The organism is Streptomyces sp. VTCC 41912 (assembly GCF_045799175.1).
In the GTDB taxonomy this organism is placed as follows: domain Bacteria; phylum Actinomycetota; class Actinomycetes; order Streptomycetales; family Streptomycetaceae; genus Streptomyces; species Streptomyces albulus_C.
Genome location: NZ_JBJMAB010000018.1, coordinates 1 through 16,427 on the forward strand (window position 1 = coordinate 1; position 16,427 = coordinate 16,427).

General features: G+C 71.1%; 15 protein-coding genes. 6 read left to right on the top strand and 9 right to left on the bottom strand.

Annotated features, from left to right (window positions below):
• Both ACJ6WD_RS23610 and coxB read right to left on the bottom strand, forming a co-directional pair.
• A partial coding sequence (locus ACJ6WD_RS23610) for a cbb3-type cytochrome c oxidase subunit I (RefSeq protein WP_407616444.1) occupies positions 1-375 on the bottom strand: 375 nt, incomplete at its 3' end.
• Complete coding sequence (gene coxB / locus ACJ6WD_RS23615) at positions 372-1,334, bottom strand: cytochrome c oxidase subunit II (RefSeq protein WP_020929738.1); 963 nt, start codon at positions 1,332-1,334, stop codon at positions 372-374. The genes ACJ6WD_RS23610 and coxB, both read right to left, overlap by 4 nt.
• A gap of 282 nt (positions 1,335-1,616) precedes the next feature.
• Between coxB and ACJ6WD_RS23620 the strand changes: the two genes are divergently transcribed.
• Positions 1,617-3,038, top strand: a complete 1,422-nt coding sequence (locus ACJ6WD_RS23620; RefSeq protein WP_233659898.1) for a cysteine desulfurase/sulfurtransferase TusA family protein — start codon at positions 1,617-1,619, stop codon at positions 3,036-3,038.
• A gap of 19 nt (positions 3,039-3,057) precedes the next feature.
• On the opposite strand, the gene ACJ6WD_RS23625 is transcribed toward ACJ6WD_RS23620, so the two are convergent.
• The gene (locus ACJ6WD_RS23625) at positions 3,058-4,032 is read right to left on the bottom strand and encodes a carbohydrate kinase family protein (protein WP_038518899.1); all 975 of its coding nucleotides are present in this window, start codon (positions 4,030-4,032) and stop codon (positions 3,058-3,060) included.
• Between the two features lie 311 nt (positions 4,033-4,343).
• On the opposite strand from ACJ6WD_RS23625, the gene ACJ6WD_RS23630 reads away from it, so the two are divergent.
• Positions 4,344-5,825 (top strand): hypothetical protein, encoded by a 1,482-nt coding sequence (locus ACJ6WD_RS23630; RefSeq protein WP_407616445.1) that lies wholly within the window; start codon positions 4,344-4,346, stop codon positions 5,823-5,825.
• A 149-nt stretch (positions 5,826-5,974) separates the two neighbouring features.
• On the opposite strand, the gene erpA is transcribed toward ACJ6WD_RS23630, so the two are convergent.
• A complete protein-coding gene (gene erpA, locus ACJ6WD_RS23635) occupies positions 5,975-6,328 on the bottom strand; it encodes an iron-sulfur cluster insertion protein ErpA (RefSeq protein ID WP_233659895.1) in 354 nt (117 codons plus the stop codon).
• 338 nt (positions 6,329-6,666) lie between these two features.
• Here erpA and nadA point away from each other — a divergent pair, with 338 nt between their 5' ends.
• Complete coding sequence (nadA, locus tag ACJ6WD_RS23640; RefSeq protein ID WP_016572336.1) at positions 6,667-7,860, top strand: quinolinate synthase NadA; 1,194 nt, start codon at positions 6,667-6,669, stop codon at positions 7,858-7,860.
• Between the two features lie 89 nt (positions 7,861-7,949).
• On the opposite strand, the gene ACJ6WD_RS23645 is transcribed toward nadA, so the two are convergent.
• Together ACJ6WD_RS23645 and ACJ6WD_RS23650 are read right to left on the bottom strand one after the other, a co-directional pair.
• On the bottom strand, positions 7,950-9,230 hold the full coding sequence (locus ACJ6WD_RS23645) for a hypothetical protein (protein WP_407616446.1): 1,281 nt from the start codon (positions 9,228-9,230) through the stop codon (positions 7,950-7,952).
• Positions 9,231-9,466: 236 nt separating this feature from the next.
• Positions 9,467-9,772: a hypothetical protein gene (locus ACJ6WD_RS23650; protein ID WP_376442360.1), complete on the bottom strand. Its 306-nt coding sequence runs from the start codon at positions 9,770-9,772 to the stop codon at positions 9,467-9,469.
• Positions 9,773-9,963: 191 nt separating this feature from the next.
• On the opposite strand from ACJ6WD_RS23650, the gene ACJ6WD_RS23655 reads away from it, so the two are divergent.
• Together ACJ6WD_RS23655 and ACJ6WD_RS23660 are read left to right on the top strand one after the other, a co-directional pair.
• Entirely contained in the window at positions 9,964-10,809 is an 846-nt protein-coding gene (locus tag ACJ6WD_RS23655) for a helix-turn-helix transcriptional regulator (RefSeq protein WP_331248340.1), read from the top strand.
• Positions 10,788-10,985, top strand: a complete 198-nt coding sequence (locus ACJ6WD_RS23660) for a DUF397 domain-containing protein (protein ID WP_331248341.1) — start codon at positions 10,788-10,790, stop codon at positions 10,983-10,985. Before ACJ6WD_RS23655 ends, ACJ6WD_RS23660 begins: the two co-directional genes overlap by 22 nt.
• A gap of 34 nt (positions 10,986-11,019) precedes the next feature.
• Here the strand turns inward: ACJ6WD_RS23660 and ACJ6WD_RS23665 are convergent, their stop codons facing one another.
• Complete coding sequence (locus tag ACJ6WD_RS23665; RefSeq protein WP_267953102.1) at positions 11,020-11,154, bottom strand: hypothetical protein; 135 nt, start codon at positions 11,152-11,154, stop codon at positions 11,020-11,022.
• 162 nt (positions 11,155-11,316) lie between these two features.
• Here ACJ6WD_RS23665 and ACJ6WD_RS23670 point away from each other — a divergent pair, with 162 nt between their 5' ends.
• Positions 11,317-12,234: an MBL fold metallo-hydrolase gene (locus ACJ6WD_RS23670; RefSeq protein WP_407616447.1), complete on the top strand. Its 918-nt coding sequence runs from the start codon at positions 11,317-11,319 to the stop codon at positions 12,232-12,234.
• 93 nt (positions 12,235-12,327) lie between these two features.
• On the opposite strand, the gene ACJ6WD_RS23675 is transcribed toward ACJ6WD_RS23670, so the two are convergent.
• Positions 12,328-15,504 carry an efflux RND transporter permease subunit gene (locus ACJ6WD_RS23675; protein WP_233659889.1) on the bottom strand — a complete coding sequence of 1,059 codons (3,177 nt, stop codon included), beginning with the start codon at positions 15,502-15,504 and terminating at the stop codon, positions 12,328-12,330.
• Between the two features lie 234 nt (positions 15,505-15,738).
• Positions 15,739-16,425 carry a response regulator transcription factor gene (locus ACJ6WD_RS23680; protein ID WP_020929734.1) on the bottom strand — a complete coding sequence of 229 codons (687 nt, stop codon included), beginning with the start codon at positions 16,423-16,425 and terminating at the stop codon, positions 15,739-15,741.
• Positions 16,426-16,427 lie beyond the last annotated feature (2 nt).

Here is a 16,427-nt window from a genome sequence, read left to right on the forward strand (position 1 = left end):
CATGTTCAGCCGCGGGAACGCCACGTCCGGCGCGCCGATCTGCAGCGGCATGATCCAGTTCGCGAACCCGGCGAACAACGGCGTCGCGAACATCAGCAGCATGATCGTGCCGTGCATCGTGAACGCCTGGTTGAACTGCTCGTTCGACATGATCTGCGTACCCGGACGGGCCAGCTCGGCGCGCATGAGGAGCGCCATGATGCCGCCGATGCAGAAGAACGCGAACGACGTGACCAGGTACATCGTGCCGATGGTCTTGTGGTCAGTGGTCGTCAGCCACTTGACGGCAGCGATACCGGGTTGCTTCTTGCGTACGGGTGGTGCTGCCGGAGCCGATTCGGCGGCGGCACCCTGAGGTTCGTTGAGGATGCTCACTGGTTCTTGGTCTCCGCATTCCTGGCGTGGTCAGTCTGCTCGATACCCGCCGGCAGGTACCCGGTCTGTCCCTTCGCCGCCAGGTCCTTCAGGTGCTGCCGGTACTTGGCAGGCGAGACGACCTTGACGTTGAAGAGCATCCGGGAGTGGTCGACGCCGCAGAGCTCCGCGCACTTACCCATGAAGGTGCCCTCCTTGTTGGGGGTCACCTCGAATACGTTGGTGTGGCCCGGGATGACGTCCTGCTTCATCAGGAACGGCACCACCCAGAAGGAGTGGATGACGTCCCGCGAGGTCAGCACGAACTGGACCGTCTCGCCCTTCGGCAGCCAGAGCGTCGGACCGGGGTTGCCGGTCTGCGGGTTGCGCGTGGCCGGCGTGCCGTAGTCGTAGACGCCGTCCGCACCCTGCGGCGCGGACTTCTTCCACTTGTCCGGGATCGCCTTGAGCTCCGGAGAATTGATGTTCGTCGTCTTCGGGTTGCCGTCGACGTTCTCCAGGTAGTTGAACGCCCAGCTCCACTGGAATCCCACGACGTTGATGACGTGGTCCGGCTTCTTGGACGTCTTGAGGAGCGCGCTCTCATCACGCGCGGTGAAGTAGAACAGCACCGCGATGATGATGAACGGGACGATGGTGTACAACGCCTCGATCGGCATGTTGTACCGCGTCTGGGCAGGAACCTCCACCTTGGTCCTGCTGCGACGGTGGAAGATCACGCTCCAGATGATCAGGCCCCACACCAGCACGCCCGTTGCGAGGGCGGCGGCCCAGGAGCCCTGCCAAAGAGAGAGGATCCGCGGCGCCTCGTCGGTGACGGGCGTTGGCATGCCGAGGCGGGGGAAGTCCTTGTATGTGCAACCAGTAGCGGTCGCCAGGACCAGGCCCGCAGCAAGCACCTGCGGCAGCTTCCGCCGCATCGGGCGCCGCGACGAGCGGTCGGAGCCGTTGGGACTCACGTAGCGCCTTCCCGAGAGTCTCGCCCGAGCGGTCGGCTGCGGCCTTACTCGCTGGTCGGTCGCCGCCCTGCTTCGGGCAGGGGTTTGGATGTTTATGCGGACCAAACCCTACTGGACGCTATTTGGGGTCGCGCGGGGAGGGTGCCCAACGCGCCGCATCGCACCCCTAAGGGGTGGCCGAGCCCTTCCCCCACCGGCGTCGCGGGCCCCGATCGCCGCCCGCCGCGGGGCATCTGACGGCCCGCCCGGCACCCCCGCGAAGGGTGCTCTACCGTCTCGTACGTGCCCTACTTCGACGCGGCGTCGGCCGCTCCGCTGCACCCGGTCGCCCGGGAGGCCCTGCTCGCCGCGCTCGACGAGGGGTGGGCCGATCCGGCTCGCCTGTACCGCGAGGGACGGCGGGCCCGGCTGCTGCTGGACGCCGCGCGGGAGGCCGCCGCGGACGCGGTGGGGTGCCGCCCCGACGAGCTGACGTTCACCCCTTCGGGGACACATGCGGTGCATTCCGGCATGTTCGGCGTCCTGGCGGCCCGTCGGCGTGTCGGGCGGCGGCTGGTGCACTCCGCCGTGGAGCACTCCGCGGTGCTGCACGTCGCCGAGGTGCACGCCGCGGCCGGCGGGACGGTGACCGAGGTACCGGTGGACCGGACCGGCCGGGTGGCCCGGGCCGCGGTGGCCGACGCGCTCGGCGAGGACGCCGCGCTGGTGTGCCTGCAGTCGGCCAACCACGAGGTGGGCACCGCACAGCCGGTGGAGGAGGTGGCCGCGGACTGCCGGGAGGCCGGGGTGCCGCTGCTGGTGGACGCGGCGCAGTCGGTGCCGTGGGGGCCGGTGCCCGGCGCCTGGTCGGTGCTGACGGCGAGCGCGCACAAGTGGGGCGGGCCGCCCGGGGTCGGACTGCTGGCCGTCCGCAAGGGGACCCGGTTCGCACCCCAGGGGCCGCTGGACGAACGGGAGTCGGGGCGCAGCCCGGGCTTCGGGAACCTTCCGGCGGTGGTGGCCGCGGCGGCGGCACTGCGCGCGCTGCGGGCCGCGGCGGCGGGCGGGGCGGACGAGGCGGGGCGGCTCGGCGGGCTGGTGGACCGGATCCGGGCCCGGGTGCCGGAGCTGGTGCCGGACGTGGAGGTGGTCGGCGATCCGGTGCGCCGGCTGCCGCACCTCGTCACCTTCTCTTGTCTCTATGTCGACGGTGAGGCGCTGTTGCACGAGCTGGACCGGGCCGGCTTCTCCGTTTCTTCCGGTTCGTCGTGTACGTCCAGCACCCTGACGCCGAGCCATGTGCTGCGGGCGATGGGGGTGCTGTCGGAGGGGAACGTCCGGGTCTCGCTGCCGTACGGCACGGAGGCGGCGGACGTGGAGCGGTTCCTGACGGTGCTGCCGGAGGCGGTGCGGTCGGTGCGGGAGCGGTTCGGGGTGCCGGTTCAGGAGCCGGCGGCCCGGGCCGCGGGGGCGGCGGAGGTCGCCGAGCCGGCGGCGGCGCCGGGGTTGGTGGTGGACGCGCTCGGTCGGCGCTGTCCGGTTCCGGTCATCGAACTGGCGAAGGTGATCGACCGGGTGCCGGTCGGCGGCACGGTGACGGTGCTCTCCGACGACGCGGCGGCCCGGCAGGACATCCCCGCGTGGTGCGCGATGCGGGAGCAGGAGTACGTCGGCGAGGAGCCGGCGGAACGCGGCGCCGCCTACGTGGTGCGGCGCCGCGTCTGAGGCCGGGCGGCCCGGTGGGTCAGAGCAGGAACTGACGGACCTCGCCCGCGGCGTCGTGGCCGTACGCCTTGGTGAAGCGGTCCATGAAGGAGCTGCGGTGCAGCTCGTACTCCTGGGTGCCGACGGTCTCGATGACCAGGGTGGCCAGCATGCAGCCGACCTGGGCGGCGCGCTCCAGGCCGACGCCCCAGGCCAGGCCGGACAGGAAGCCGGCGCGGAAGGCGTCGCCGACGCCGGTCGGGTCGGCCTTGGCCTTCTCCTCGGGGACGCCGACCTCGATGTCCGGCTCGCCGACCCGCTGGATGCGGACGCCGTTGGAGCCGAGGGTGGTGACGCGGGTGCCGACCTTGGCCAGGATCTCCTCGGCGGTCCACCCGGTCTTGGACTCGATGAGCCCGGCCTCGTACTCGTTGTTGAAGAGGTAGGTCGCGCCCTCCATGAGGATGCGGATGTTCTCGCCGTCCATCCGGGCGATCTGCTGGGAGAAGTCGGCGGCGAAGGGGATGCCGCGGGTCCGGCACTCCTCGGTGTGCCGGATCATCGCCTCGGGGTCGTCCGCGCCGATCAGGACCAGGTCCAGTCCGCCGACCCGGTCGGCCACGGTCTGGAGCTCGATCTGCCGGGCCTCGCTCATGGCACCGGTGTAGAAGGAGCCGAGCTGGTTGTGGTCGGCGTCGGTGGTGCAGACGAAGCGGGCGGTGTGCAGGACCTCGGAGATGTGCACCGAGTGGGTGTCGACACCGTGCCGGTCGAGCCAGGCGCGGTACTCCTCGAAGTCGCTGCCGGCGGCGCCGACCAGGATCGGCCGGATGCCGAGCTGGCCCATGCCGAAGCAGATGTTGGGCGCGACCCCGCCGCGGCGGACGTCGAGCTGGTCGACCAGGAAGGAGAGGGAGATCGTATGCAGCTGGTCGGCGACCAACTGGTCGGCGAAGCGGCCGGGGAAGGTCATCAGGTGGTCGGTGGCGATGGAGCCGGAGACTGCGATACGCACGGCGGGTCTGCTCCTGCGGAGGGCGTGGGGTTGTGCGGACGGAGGGCAACGCTACCCGGCGAGGGGCCCGGCTTCTGCCCATTCCTGGACACTTCGAAAAGCGCGAAAACATCTCATGATAGGTCGTTTCGATCGGGGCGTACGGACGTCTCACGTGGTGCGCACCGTCCGCTGTGAGGGCCGTCACAGGGGGTGCGGGGCGGCGGGCCGGACGGCGCGCAGGGAACCGTCCGCGCCCCCGCTCCGTCCCATCGGCGTCCACCCTGCCGGGTGGCACGTCAGATGACCGGCGGAGCTGAAGGAGCGAAGCGGTGAGCACCGAGGAGACCCCGGAGACCCAGGACACCCCCCAGGCCACCCGACCCGAACGGCGCGGCCGGCGCACTCCCCTGGTGGTCGCGTCGGTGGCCGGCGCGGTGCTGGCCGTCGGAGGCGGCGCGGCGTACTGGGCCTCGTCCGCGTCCGACGGCGCCGGGCCGGCCGGCGCGGCCGACGGCGGGCCGCCGCCACTGGCGCTGGATTCGGCGTCGATCGCGGTCGGCGAGCCCGCCCCGCACCACGATCAGTACCGCGTGGTGGGCAAGCTCCCCGACGGCCCGCGGTCCGCGCCCGTCTACCGGCCCACGGGCGGAATCGACCAGTCCGCCGTGGCGCGACTGGCGAAGGCGTTGGACGTGGCCGGATCGGTGCGGTCGGACGGCAACTGGTGGGCGGTCGGCACGCCCGGCCCGGACGGCCGGGGCACCACGCTGCGGGTCGCCAAGACCGGCGCGGGGAACTGGGTGTTCAGCCGGTTCGGCAGTGGGGACGGGACCAAGTGCCCACTGACCGACGGCCCGTCGGGCTGCCCGTCGTACCGGGGCGGGACGGACGGCGGGAGCGGGGCCGGCGGGGACGCCGGCAGCGGTCCGGCGTCCGAGGCGACGGCCCGGCAGGCGGTGCGGCCGGTGCTGGCGGCGCTCGGCCAGCCGGACGCCCGGCTCGACACGCACCAGACGTTCGCCGCGGTGCGGGTGGTCACCGCCGACCCGGTGATCGGCGGGCTGCCGACGTTCGGCTGGCAGAGTCGGCTCCAGGTCGGCTCGGATGGGCAACTGGTCAGCGGCAGCGGCGAGTTGGCGAACCCGGTGAAGGGGGCGGAGTACCCCGTCCGGGATGCCCGGACGACGCTGACCGAGCTGAACGGCGACGGTCGGACGATGCACCCGCTGGGCCACTGCCCGTCGGCGCCCACCTTCCAGCACAAGGGCGACAAGGCCCCCCAGGGCGGCGGGATAGCGCCCTGCGAGCCGTCGCCGAACGGCAAGCCGGCGGTGTCCGAGGTGACCGGTGCGGTCTTCGGTCTCGCCACGCGGTACTCGCACGGCGGGCAGGTGCTGGTGCCGTCCTGGCTGTACACGGTGCGCACGCCGGGCGCCGCGGGCACGCCGGGCACCACCTCGACGATCGCCGGGACCGCGGTGGACCCGAAGTTCCTGCGGGGCAGCGAGCCGGCGGGGCCGAAGCCGTCCGAGCCGGGGACGACGGCGATGACGCTGTCCGGCTACCAGGTGGCGGACGACGGTCGGACGCTGACCGTCCACTTCTGGGGCGGGGTGTGCAGCACCTACGAGGCCAGCGTGCAGGAGTCGGGCGGCACGGTACGGGTCACGGTCACCGGGAAGGACAAGCGCCCCCACCAGATCTGCGTGAAGATCGCCAAGGACTTCAGCAAGACGGTGACGCTGGAGAAGCCGCTGGACGGCCGGAAGGTGGTGGACGCCACGTCCGGCAAGACGGTGGCACCGCGGTAGCCGGCGGTCTCACGCGTGAGAGGCAGCACGCGTGAGAGGCGCCACGCATGAGAGGCGCCACGCATGAGAGGCAGAACGCGTGAAAGGCGGCACCCCCGGCCGGGGGTGCCGCCTTTCTCACGTGCCGTGGCCCGTGGGCCCGAGCAGGATCAGCTGAAGGAGTCGCCGCAGGCGCAGGAGCCCGTGGCGTTCGGGTTGTCGATCGTGAAGCCCTGCTTCTCGATCGTGTCGACGAAGTCGATGGAGGCGCCGCCCAGGTAGGGAGCGCTCATCCGGTCGGTGACGACCTTGACGCCGTCGAACTCCTTGACGACGTCGCCGTCGAGCGCGCGCTCGTCGAAGAAGAGCTGGTAGCGCAGGCCCGAGCAGCCGCCGGGCTGGACCGCGACGCGCAGCGCGAGGTCGTCCCGGCCCTCCTGCTCCAGCAGGGTCTTGACCTTCGACGCGGCCGCGTCGGACAGGATGATGCCGTCGGTGACGGTGGTCTCGTCCTGAACGCTCATCTACATCTCTCCCGGGTTGTACGGACCGCTTGCCATCGGTTGCGAACAGGTCTAACCAGTGGCGTCCCGGATTAATTCCGGCTGCGCGTGATCTGTCCTTCTCTTCCTTCATGCTCGCACACCGACGGGCGGACGCCCCAGGCCCGACCGGCGGGCGGAGCGGCCCGCGTACCCCGCGGCTGACGCGTCACATCGACGCTATGGCCATCGTCAAAGTGACGTGAACCAGCTATGATAGATAGCGTCAAATAGACGAAAAGGCGGAGCCGCAGCGCATCCCGCCGCCCCCGCAGAGACCGTCCGCAAGGACTTTCCGCAGAGAAGAGAGGGTGCGTGTCGTGACCACCGCCCAGCCCCTGGACGTCCAGCCGACCCCGCTGGCGCTGCTCCTCCTCGGCCGCGAGGCCGACCCGAAGAGCGAGCGCGGCGTGGAGTGCCCCGGTGACCTGCCGGCGCCCTCCGACCCGGACCTGGTCGAGCGTGCCCGCGCCGCCAAGGCCAAGCTGGGCGAGAAGGTCTTCGTCCTCGGGCACCACTACCAGCGCGACGAGGTCATCGAGTTCGCCGACGTCACCGGCGACTCCTTCAAGCTCGCGCGGGACGCCGCGGCCCGGCCGAACGCCGAGTACATCGTCTTCTGCGGTGTGCACTTCATGGCCGAGTCCGCGGACATCCTCACCGGCGACGACCAGCAGGTGATCCTCCCCGACCTGGCCGCGGGCTGCTCGATGGCCGACATGGCCACCGCCGAGCAGGTCGCCGAATGCTGGGACGTGCTGACCGAGGCGGGCGTCGCCGACCAGGTCGTGCCGGTCTCGTACATGAACTCCTCGGCCGACATCAAGGCGTTCACCGGCAAGCACGGCGGCACGATCTGCACGTCGTCGAACGCCGAGCGGGCGCTGGAGTGGGCCTTCGGGCAGGGCGAGGACCGGGCGACCACCAAGGTCCTCTTCCTGCCGGACCAGCACCTGGGCCGCAACACCGCCGTGCGGGACCTGGGCCTGTCCCTGGACGACTGCGTGGTCTACAACCCGCACAAGCCGAACGGCGGCCTGACCGCCGAGGAGCTGCGGGCCGCGAAGATGATCCTGTGGCGCGGTCACTGCTCGGTGCACGGCCGCTTCTCGCTGGACTCGGTGAACGACGTGCGGGCCCGCATCCCGGGCGTGAACGTCCTGGTCCACCCCGAGTGCAAGCACGAGGTCGTGGCGGCGGCGGACTACGTCGGGTCGACCGAGTACATCATCAAGGCCCTGGAGGCGGCGCCGGCCGGCTCGAAGTGGGCGATCGGCACCGAGCTGAACCTCGTCCGCCGCCTGGCCAACCGCTTCGCGCCCGAGGGCAAGGAGATCGTCTTCCTCGACAAGACGGTCTGCTTCTGCTCGACCATGAACCGCATCGACCTCCCGCACCTGGTGTGGACGCTGGAGTCGCTGGCGGACGGCAAGGTCGTCAACCGCATCCAGGTCGACGAGGAGACCGAGCACTTCGCCAAGCTGGCGCTGGAGCGGATGCTGGCGCTGCCGTAGCGGCGCGCCGCAGCAGGGCGGGGCGTCCCTCCGGGGGCGCCCCGCCCTGCCGTTTCCGCCGCCTGGTGCCCGCTGGTCGGTGAACTCGACTAGCCGGTGTACTCGACCGTCACCGGCGCGGAGTTGTTCTCCTGGTTGGGATCGGCCGCGGGGTCGGAGGGCGCGGAGACCGTGCCCCGGGCGCCGTCGACCCGCTCGTCGATGCGGACCACCAGGGTTGTGCCGTGCGGGCCCCAGGAACAGCTCGCGCCCCCGTCGGCGGGTCGGCAGAACGTCATTTCGCTGGGGTGCTCCTCGGGGTTCACCGGGGCCGGGCTGACGCCCTCGGGCAGGGTCACCCTGACGTCCCCCTCGCCGAGGTTGCGCGGCCACGGCACGTCGACCTCGACCACCTCGCCGACCTTGCCCTTGATGGCGAACCCGACCGCCTGCACGTCATGGATCTGGTCGGTGTCGAAGGCCAGGTCGCCGCCTGCCATCTCGGCCTTCCAGTGCGCGGACGTCGCGAACTCGGCGCCACTGCCGTCGATCGGCCGGAGGCCCAGCGGCGCGCCGGTGCCCCGTACGGCCGTGGCGGGCAGCTGCTCGCCGGGGTAGCGCGCGTCCAGCCGGTCATGGGCCCGGTACACGGCGTAGGTGAGCTTGCCGTGCATCGCGGTCGCGTCGGCCACCGCGGTGAGCGGCCCGTCGGTCTCGTACGCCGCCCCGACCCGCAGCGGTCCGGGGAACGTGCACTCCGCCTTGGTGGGCGCAACGGGCTTGTCGTAGCGGCAGTTGCGGTACTGCGGCCGCAGCGTGGCCTCGGTCGCGCGCACCGTCACGAGGATGTCGTCGTCGACGTCGGTGTCCCCCTTGTTGCCGAAGGCCGGTGTCAGCGGCACCTCGGAGCCGGGCTTCACGCCGGTCAGCGGCTTGTCCTGGCGCGCGGTCAGGCGGGGCGCACCGACGACGATGTCCGTGGTGCGCCGGACGGTCGGTGCGTTGGCGCTGGTCACGGTGATGTGCAGGGCACCGGCCGGGCCCTTGGGCGCGCCCGGCAGCACGGACACCGCGAACGGCGAGAAGGACGCACCGAGTTCGACATCCTTCAGGTCGCAGGTCAGCTCGTCACCGGAGCGGACGCAGGTGTCCGGATGCCGGTTCCCCTGGTTGATCCAACGGACGGTGGCGATGTCCTTGAAGACCGACAGGTCGAAGTGCGCCTTGACGTCCTTGACGACCGACGGCTTCGCGCCGGTCCATCCGGTGGACTGCAGGTTGACTTGGTACTCGGTGGGCTCGTCGTTCGCGTCCGATCCGGTTGGCCGCGGGAGGTAGTACGTCCGCATCGCCGCCGTGATCTCAAGCTTCGTCCCCTGGGGGTGCTTCACGCCGGCCGGCGACGAGTGCGCTCCTGCCGTGGCCGGTGTGGTCACTTCCTTTCCGACACCCGGAGACCGCTGCTCGCCGCAGGCGGCCATCCCGGGTGCGAGGACGACCAACAGGGCGACCGCCCCCGTCCGCACCGCACGCCGCCTTCGCCCGCTCGTGAGTGATCCCTTCATGCGGGTCCAGACCACGAGGCCGGCCGAACGGTTGCACGATGCACGGAGGGTGTGCCGATCCGTTACCCGGCCTCGTCACAGTCGAGATCCGGCAACCGCTCGCCCCGGCTGACGGCGATCCGCCGGACGTCGCGCAGCGCCGCACGCAGCCCGGCGACCAGCCCGCGCAACTCCCGTCGGCCGGCCTCCGGCCCGGGCGGCGGGTCGGTGGCGGCGAGCAGTTTCCCGGCGGCGGCGAGCATCTCCTCCTCCACGTCGTCGGCCAGCAGCGACATCCGGCTGCACGGGTCGTCCGTGATCAGGTAGCACGGCGCCCCGTCGTCCCGGGTCCAGGGCAACAGCCTTGGCGAGGTGGTGCGTTGGGCCATGGGGGCGTCCTTTCGGCGGGCTCCGCCCCGGGGCGAGAAGCACGCTTGCGGGGGCTGGAGTTCGGATCTCGACTGCGCTTACCGTCTGTATCGCCATCGTCGCGCTGTGAGACATGGCCTCAATAGGTCCGCACCGTCCCCGCGTTGAGAGCGGGAGCATTCGAAAGCCCGAAACCCCGGAAGGCGCAACAGTGAAGTACGCACCCAAGTCCCTGACCCCGTACGTATCGGCCCGGCACTACTTCGGCTCGGAACTGCGCCGCCACCGCGAGGAGGTCGGGATGTCGCTGGTGCAACTGGCCGACATCGTGAACTCCAGCAAGAGCAACCTGGCCCGCGTCGAGACCGCCGAGATGATGCCCCCGCCGGAACTCCCGTCCGCCCTGGACGCGGCCTTCGGCACGGGCCAGCACTTCCACGGGCTGTACCAGTTGGCGAAACGGGAGGTGCATCCGGATCAGTACCGGCGTTACATGGACCTCGAAGCGCAGGCCGAGAACATCACGCAGTACGGGGGCCAGGTGCTACCCGGATTGCTACAAACCAAGGACTACGCGTACGCGTTGCTGCGTTGCCAGGAAGACCGGACCGAAGCGCAGGTCGAAGAACGCGTCACCGCCAGGATGGCCCGCCAGGAACGACAGCGCTCAGACTCGCCCCCGCTCCGTTGGGCGATCATCGACGAGGCCGTGTTGCGCCGGCAGGTTGGAGGCCGGAAATGCATGGCAGAGCAGCTGACTTCGCTGCTTGAGCAGGCGGATACTCCGGACAGTAAGGTTCAGGTCATGCCGTTCCGAGCGGGCCCGCACTCGCTCATGGGCGGTGCGCTTACTCTGCTGAGGCTCCCCAACGGGGCCGAAGTCGCCTACGAAGAGGGCATCGAGGCCGGTCACCTCAACGAGGATGCGGAAGCGGTGAAGAAGTGGCAGCGGCGGTACGACGTACTGCGCGCCAATGCCCTGTCCCTAGGCGAGTCGGCAGAGCTGATCCGGCAAGTACTGGAGGACTACTCGTCATGCGACACACCCCCGAACTGAGCACCGCCCGCTGGCGCAAGAGCAGCTACAGCAACACCAACGGCGGGGAATGCGTCGAGATCGCCGACCACTTCCCCGGCGTCGTCCCCGTCCGCGACAGCAAGACCCCCGACGACCCCGCACTCGTCATTCCCACCACCGCCTGGACCGCCTTCGTCCAGACACTCAAGGGCTGAGGCAGAAGAGCCGGACAGCGCGAGGAAGCCCAGGTCAGCCCGTCCCGATCGACTCTCGGGACGGGTTGATGCCGATGCGGTGGGCGGAGCGCGGCGGGCTGCCGGCCGCGTGCCAGTCGCGGTAGGCCGCCGCGACCTCGCCCCACAGGCGGCAGAACGTCGCGTACATGACACCTCTTGTCGCTCTCCGCGCGAGAGACCCCGTGACCAGCAGAAACAAGACTCCGCCCCCCTTCCTCTTTTCCGGTGCGGCGCGGGAACCTCGGGACCGCGGGAACCGGGGAAACCATCGGGCCCGGTACGGCACAGGGGCCAAGGAGGCAGAAGGACCGTGAACACCACAGCGGACGACCGGTCGGCGCCCTTAGCGAAGGACGGCGGCGGTGAGTGGTACGTGGACGACCGGTGCACCAACTGCGACGTGGCGCGGCAGCTCGCGCCGGAGCTGATCGAGGAGGTCGACGGGCGGTCCGAAGTGGTCCGGCAGCCGCGCGGGGACGCGGAGGAACGGCAGCTGCACGCGGTGGCGTTCGCCTGTCCGACGCGGTCGGTCCGGCGGCGCGAGGGGCGGGTTGCGGCGGAGCTGGACCCGTTCCCGCTGCGGCTCGACGACGCGGTCAGCTTCTGCGGGCACAACTCGCCGCACACCGCGGGGGCCAACGCGTACCTGCTGCGGCGGCCGGGCGGCACCCAGATGATGGTCGACACCCCGCGGTTCAGCGAGGCGTTGGCCGGGCGGTTCGAGGCGGCCGGGGCGGTGACGGACGTGCTGCTCACCCACCGGGACCACGCCGCGCACGGGCGCCGCTACGCCGACCGCTTCGGGGCGCGGCTGTGGATCCACGAGGGCGACCTGGACGCGGCGCCGGACGCGGACCGGGTGCTGCGCGGCACCGATCCGGTGGAGGTCGCCGCGGGGGTGGTGGTGCACCCGCTGCCCGGCCACACCCTGGGCAGCGTGCTCTACGTCGCGGACGAGCGGTACTGCTTCAGCGGCGACAGCTTCTACTGGTCGCGGGCGACCGGGGACGTCGCGGTGGCGGACAGCGTCACCTGGTACTCCATCACGGAGTTGGCGGCGTCGCTGGCCCGGACCGCCGGCCGGCTGCGCTTCGAGTGGCTGCTGCCCGGGCACGGGGACCGCAAGCGGCTGCCGGCGGCGGAAATGGCCCGGCGGATGCGGGAGTTGACCGAACGGACACAGGCCCTGCGGCCGCGGCCGGTGGACTTCACGGTCGTCCGGTGGTGAGCCGGGCCCGGGCGTCCCGGGCCTGACGCGGGAGCCCCCGCGGCCGTCGGACGCGGTCGCGGGGGCTCCGTGGGGTCGTGCGGTGGAGGGCCGTCAGACGCCGGCCGGCTCCGGGGTGCGGTCGGCGTCCGCGGGGGCCGCGGGGCCGCCGCCCTGCCCGGCCCGCTTCGCCGCCTTCTTCTTCGCCCGGCGCTCCTTGCGGAGCTCGATGATCGCGTAGAGCGTCGGGACGAGGAGGAGGGTCAGCAGCGTGGAGGTGATCAGACCGCCGATCACGACCACCGCCAGCGGCTGGGAGATGAAGCCGCCGCTGTCGCCGGTGATGGACAGCGCCATCGGCAGCAGCGCCATGATCGTGGCCAGGGCGGTCATCAGGATCGGGCGGAGGCGGTGCCGGCCGCCCTCGATGACCGCCTCGACGACGCCGTAGCCCTGCGCCCGGTACTGGTTGATCAGGTCGATCAGCACGATGGCGTTGGTGACCACGATGCCGACCAGCATCAGCATGCCGATCATCGCCGGGACGCCCATCGGGGTGCCGGTGGCGACCAGCAGGCCGAGCGCGCCGGTCGCCGCGAACGGGATCGAGATCAGCAGGATCAGCGGCTGGACGATCGACCGGAAGGTGCCCACCAGCAGCAGGAAGACGATCGCGATGGCCGCCAGCATGGCCAGGCCCAGCTTGCCGAACGCGTCGGACTGGTCCTGGGAGACGCCGCCGATGGTGGCGGTGGCGCCGGCCGGCAGCTTCAGTGCGTCGATCTTGCTCTGGAGCTTGGTGGAGACCGCGCCGGTGTTGTCACCGGTCGGCTTGGCGGTGACGGTCGCCGAACGGGCGCCGTCGATCCGGGTCATCTGGACCGGACCCGCCACGGTCTTGACGGTGGCGAGGTCGCCGAGCCGGGCCATCCCGGACGGGGTCGGCAGCGGCAGGTCCTTCAACTGGGCCTCGGTGGTGGCCGGGTGCGCCGACTTGATCACCACGTCGCGCTCGGTGTCGTCGAGCACGGCCTTGCCGCTGGGGGTGCCGCTGACGGCCTGCGCGACGGCCTGGCCGAGCGTGGCCTGCGAGTAACCGGCCGCGGCGGCCTTCTCGTTGGGCGTCACGGAGATCCGCGGCACCGACTGCGAGAGGTCGCTCTGGACGTCGGTGACGTGGTCCAGGCTCGCGACGGCCTTGCGGACCTGCTCGCTGGCCTGCGCCAGGACGTCGGCGTCGCCGGCCTTGACGACCACGCTGAGGTTCTGGTTGCCGAAGCCGCCGCCGCCCGCGGAGACGGAGGTGTCGCCGGCTGCCTTGCCGAGCTTGGCCAGGTCGGCGCGGAGGTCCTCGGTGACCTTGTCGGAGTCGGCGGAGCCCTTGAGCTTGACCTGGTAGCTGGCCTGGTTGGCGCCGGAGCCGCCGCCGAAGGCCGCCATCATCCCGGAGGAGCCGACGGTGACCTGGTAGTCCTGCACGTCCTTGTTGGCCGCGAGGACCTTCTCGACCCGCTTGGCCTGCGCGTCGGCCGCGCTCAGGCTGGTGCCCGGCTTCAGCTCCTGCTTGATGCTCAGGGTGTCCTGCTTGCCCTGGTCGAAGAAGGTGGTCTTGAGCAGCGGGGCCATCCCGAAGGTGCCCAGGAGGACCACCACGGCGATCAGCACGCTGATCGCGCGGCGCCGGGTGGCGAAGCGCAGCACCGGGACGTAGAGCCGCTGCAGCGCGCTGCGGGTCTCCTTCTCCTCGGCCTTGCGGCGCAGTTCCTCGGGGTCGGCGCCCTCGGGCAGCCGCGGGGCGCGCAGGAACCAGTAGGACAGCACCGGCACCACGGTCAGCGAGACCAGCAGCGAGGAGAGCAGGGCGACGGTGACGGTGATGGAGAAGGAGCCGAAGAGGGCGCCGACCATGCCGCCGACCACGCCGATCGGGAGGAAGACCGCGACCGTGGTGAGGGTCGAGGAGGTGATCGCGCCGGAGACCTCCTTGACGGCCTTGAGGATCGCCTCGCGGCGCTCCTCGCCGTAGCCCAGGTGCCGCTTGATGTTCTCCAGGACGACGATCGAGTCGTCGACGACCCGGCCGATCGCGATGGTCAGACCGCCCAGGGTGAGCACGTTCAGGGAGAGGTCACCGGTCCACAGCACGATCAGGGTGATGACCACGGACAGCGGGATGGAGACCGCGGTGACCAGCGTGGAGCGCAGGCTCAGCAGGAAGACCAGGATCACGATCACGGCCATCACCAGGCCGAGCAGGCCCTCGGTGGTCAGCGACTCGATGGACTTGGAGACCTGCGGGCCCTGGTCGGAGGCGATGGTGACGCTCGCGCCGGTGCCCAGGTCCTTGCGGATGGCGTCCAGCTTGCCCTTGACCGCGTCGGAGATGGCGACGGCGCTGCCGTCCTGGTTCATCGTCACGGTGACCGAGAGGCTGGGCTTGCCGTCGGTGCGGGTGATCGAGGTCGGGGTGGCCGACGCCTCCTTGACGGTGGCGACGTCGCCCAGCCGGACCGGCTTGCCGCCCTGGCCGCCGCCCATCGGGCCGGCCGCCGGGGTGACCATCAGGTCCTTGATCTGCGCGACGGAGGTGAAGCCGGCGCCGACCTGCACGGTCTTGCTGCGGCCGTCCTCGGAGAAGGCACCGGCCGGCACCGACGTGCCGTTGGCCTGGAGCGCCTGGCCGAGCGCGGCGGAGTTCAGGCCCGCGGCGGCCATCTTCTTGTCGTCCGGGGTGACCGCGACGATCCGGTCCTGCACGCCGCCGACGTTGACCTGGCCGACGCCGTCGATGTTCTTCAGGTCCGGGACGACGGTGCGGTTCAGCTGGTCGGCGAGGGTCTGCTGGTCCTTCGTGGTGGAGGAGACGGCGAGCACGACCGTGGGCAGGTCGTCGGTACCGCCGGAGACCACCTGCGGGTCCACGTCCTTGGGCAGCTTCGCCCGGGCCCGGTTGACGGCCTGCTGGACGTCGGCGACCAGGGTCTTGGAGTCGTTGCCGTAGTCGAACTGCGCCATGATGACGCCGGAGCCCTCGCTCGACGTCGAGGTGACGCTCTTGATGCCGTTGACCGCCTGGATGCCGTTCTCCAGCGGCTCGACGACCTGCTTCTCGACGACATCGGGGGAGGCGCCCTGGTACGGGGCGATCACGGAGACCATCGGCAGGTCGATGGAGGGCAGGAGCTGCTGCTTGAGCTGCGGGATCGCGATAGCGCCGAAGGCGATCGCGACGATCGACATCAGCGCTATCAGGCCCCGTTGTACGAGGCTGATTCGGGACAGCCAGGACATGGGTGGGGTCTCTCTCTTCGGTTCAGAAAAGCGGGTACCGAGGGCGGGGAACGCCGGCGGGAGCCGTGTTCGGGCCCGGCGGGAGGGCCGACACCGGCCCACCTACACCTTCGGCCATGGCCAGGCCGGTTTTCCTCGCTCGCAGGTCGGTTTCCGGCCGCCGCCCGTACCGCGTTCGGAGTACGGGGGACTCCACCCGCCCTGCACCCCTGGGCGTACGGGCCGGGCCTCCGCTCAGTGCGCCCGCGGGCGGACCAGTCCCGACTCGTAGGCGATGACGACCAGTTGGGCGCGGTCGCGGGCGCCGAGCTTGGCCATCGCGCGGTTCACGTGCGTCTTGACGGTGAGCGGGCTGACGTCGAGCTGCACGGCGATCTCGTCGTTGGACAGACCGCCGGCCACCAGCACCAGCACCTCGCGCTCCCGGCCGGTCAGCGTGGCCAGCCGCTCGGCGCCCGCACCGCCGGGCCGTTCCCCGTCCGCGTCCTCGCCCTGGGCGAGGAACTTGGCGATCAGTCCCTTGGTGGCGACGGGCGACAGCAGCGCCTCCCCGCCGGCCGCGATCCGGATCGCGTGCAGCAGTTCGTCCGGCTCGGCGCCCTTGCCGAGGAAGCCGCTGGCGCCGGCCCGCAGCGACTGCACGACGTAGTCGTCGACCTCGAAGGTGGTGAGGATGACCACCTTGACGTCGGTCAGGTCCGGGTCCTGGCTGATCATGCGGGTGGCGGCCAGGCCGTCGGTGCCGGGCATCCGGATGTCCATCAGGACGACGTCCGGGCGCTCCTCGCGGGCCAGTTCGTACGCCTGCGCCCCGTCGGACGCCTCGCCCACCACCCGCATGTCCGGTTCGGAGTCGACCAGGATGCGGAACGCGCTGCGCAGCAGCGTCTGGTCGTCGGCCAGCAACACCTTGATGGTCATCC

Excerpts from the sequence above, each read along its gene's own strand:
- ACJ6WD_RS23675 (WP_233659889.1), bottom strand. The coding sequence starts at position 15,504 with ATGTCCTGGCTGTCCCGAATCAGCCTCGTACAACGGGGCCTGATAGCG.
- ACJ6WD_RS23680 (WP_020929734.1), bottom strand. The coding sequence starts at position 16,425 with ATGACCATCAAGGTGTTGCTGGCCGACGACCAGACGCTGCTGCGCAGC.
- erpA (WP_233659895.1), bottom strand. The coding sequence starts at position 6,328 with ATGAGCGTTCAGGACGAGACCACCGTCACCGACGGCATCATCCTGTCC.
- ACJ6WD_RS23665 (WP_267953102.1), bottom strand. The coding sequence starts at position 11,154 with ATGTACGCGACGTTCTGCCGCCTGTGGGGCGAGGTCGCGGCGGCCTAC.
- ACJ6WD_RS23650 (WP_376442360.1), bottom strand. The coding sequence starts at position 9,772 with ATGGCCCAACGCACCACCTCGCCAAGGCTGTTGCCCTGGACCCGGGAC.
- ACJ6WD_RS23660 (WP_331248341.1), top strand. The coding sequence starts at position 10,788 with ATGCGACACACCCCCGAACTGAGCACCGCCCGCTGGCGCAAGAGCAGC.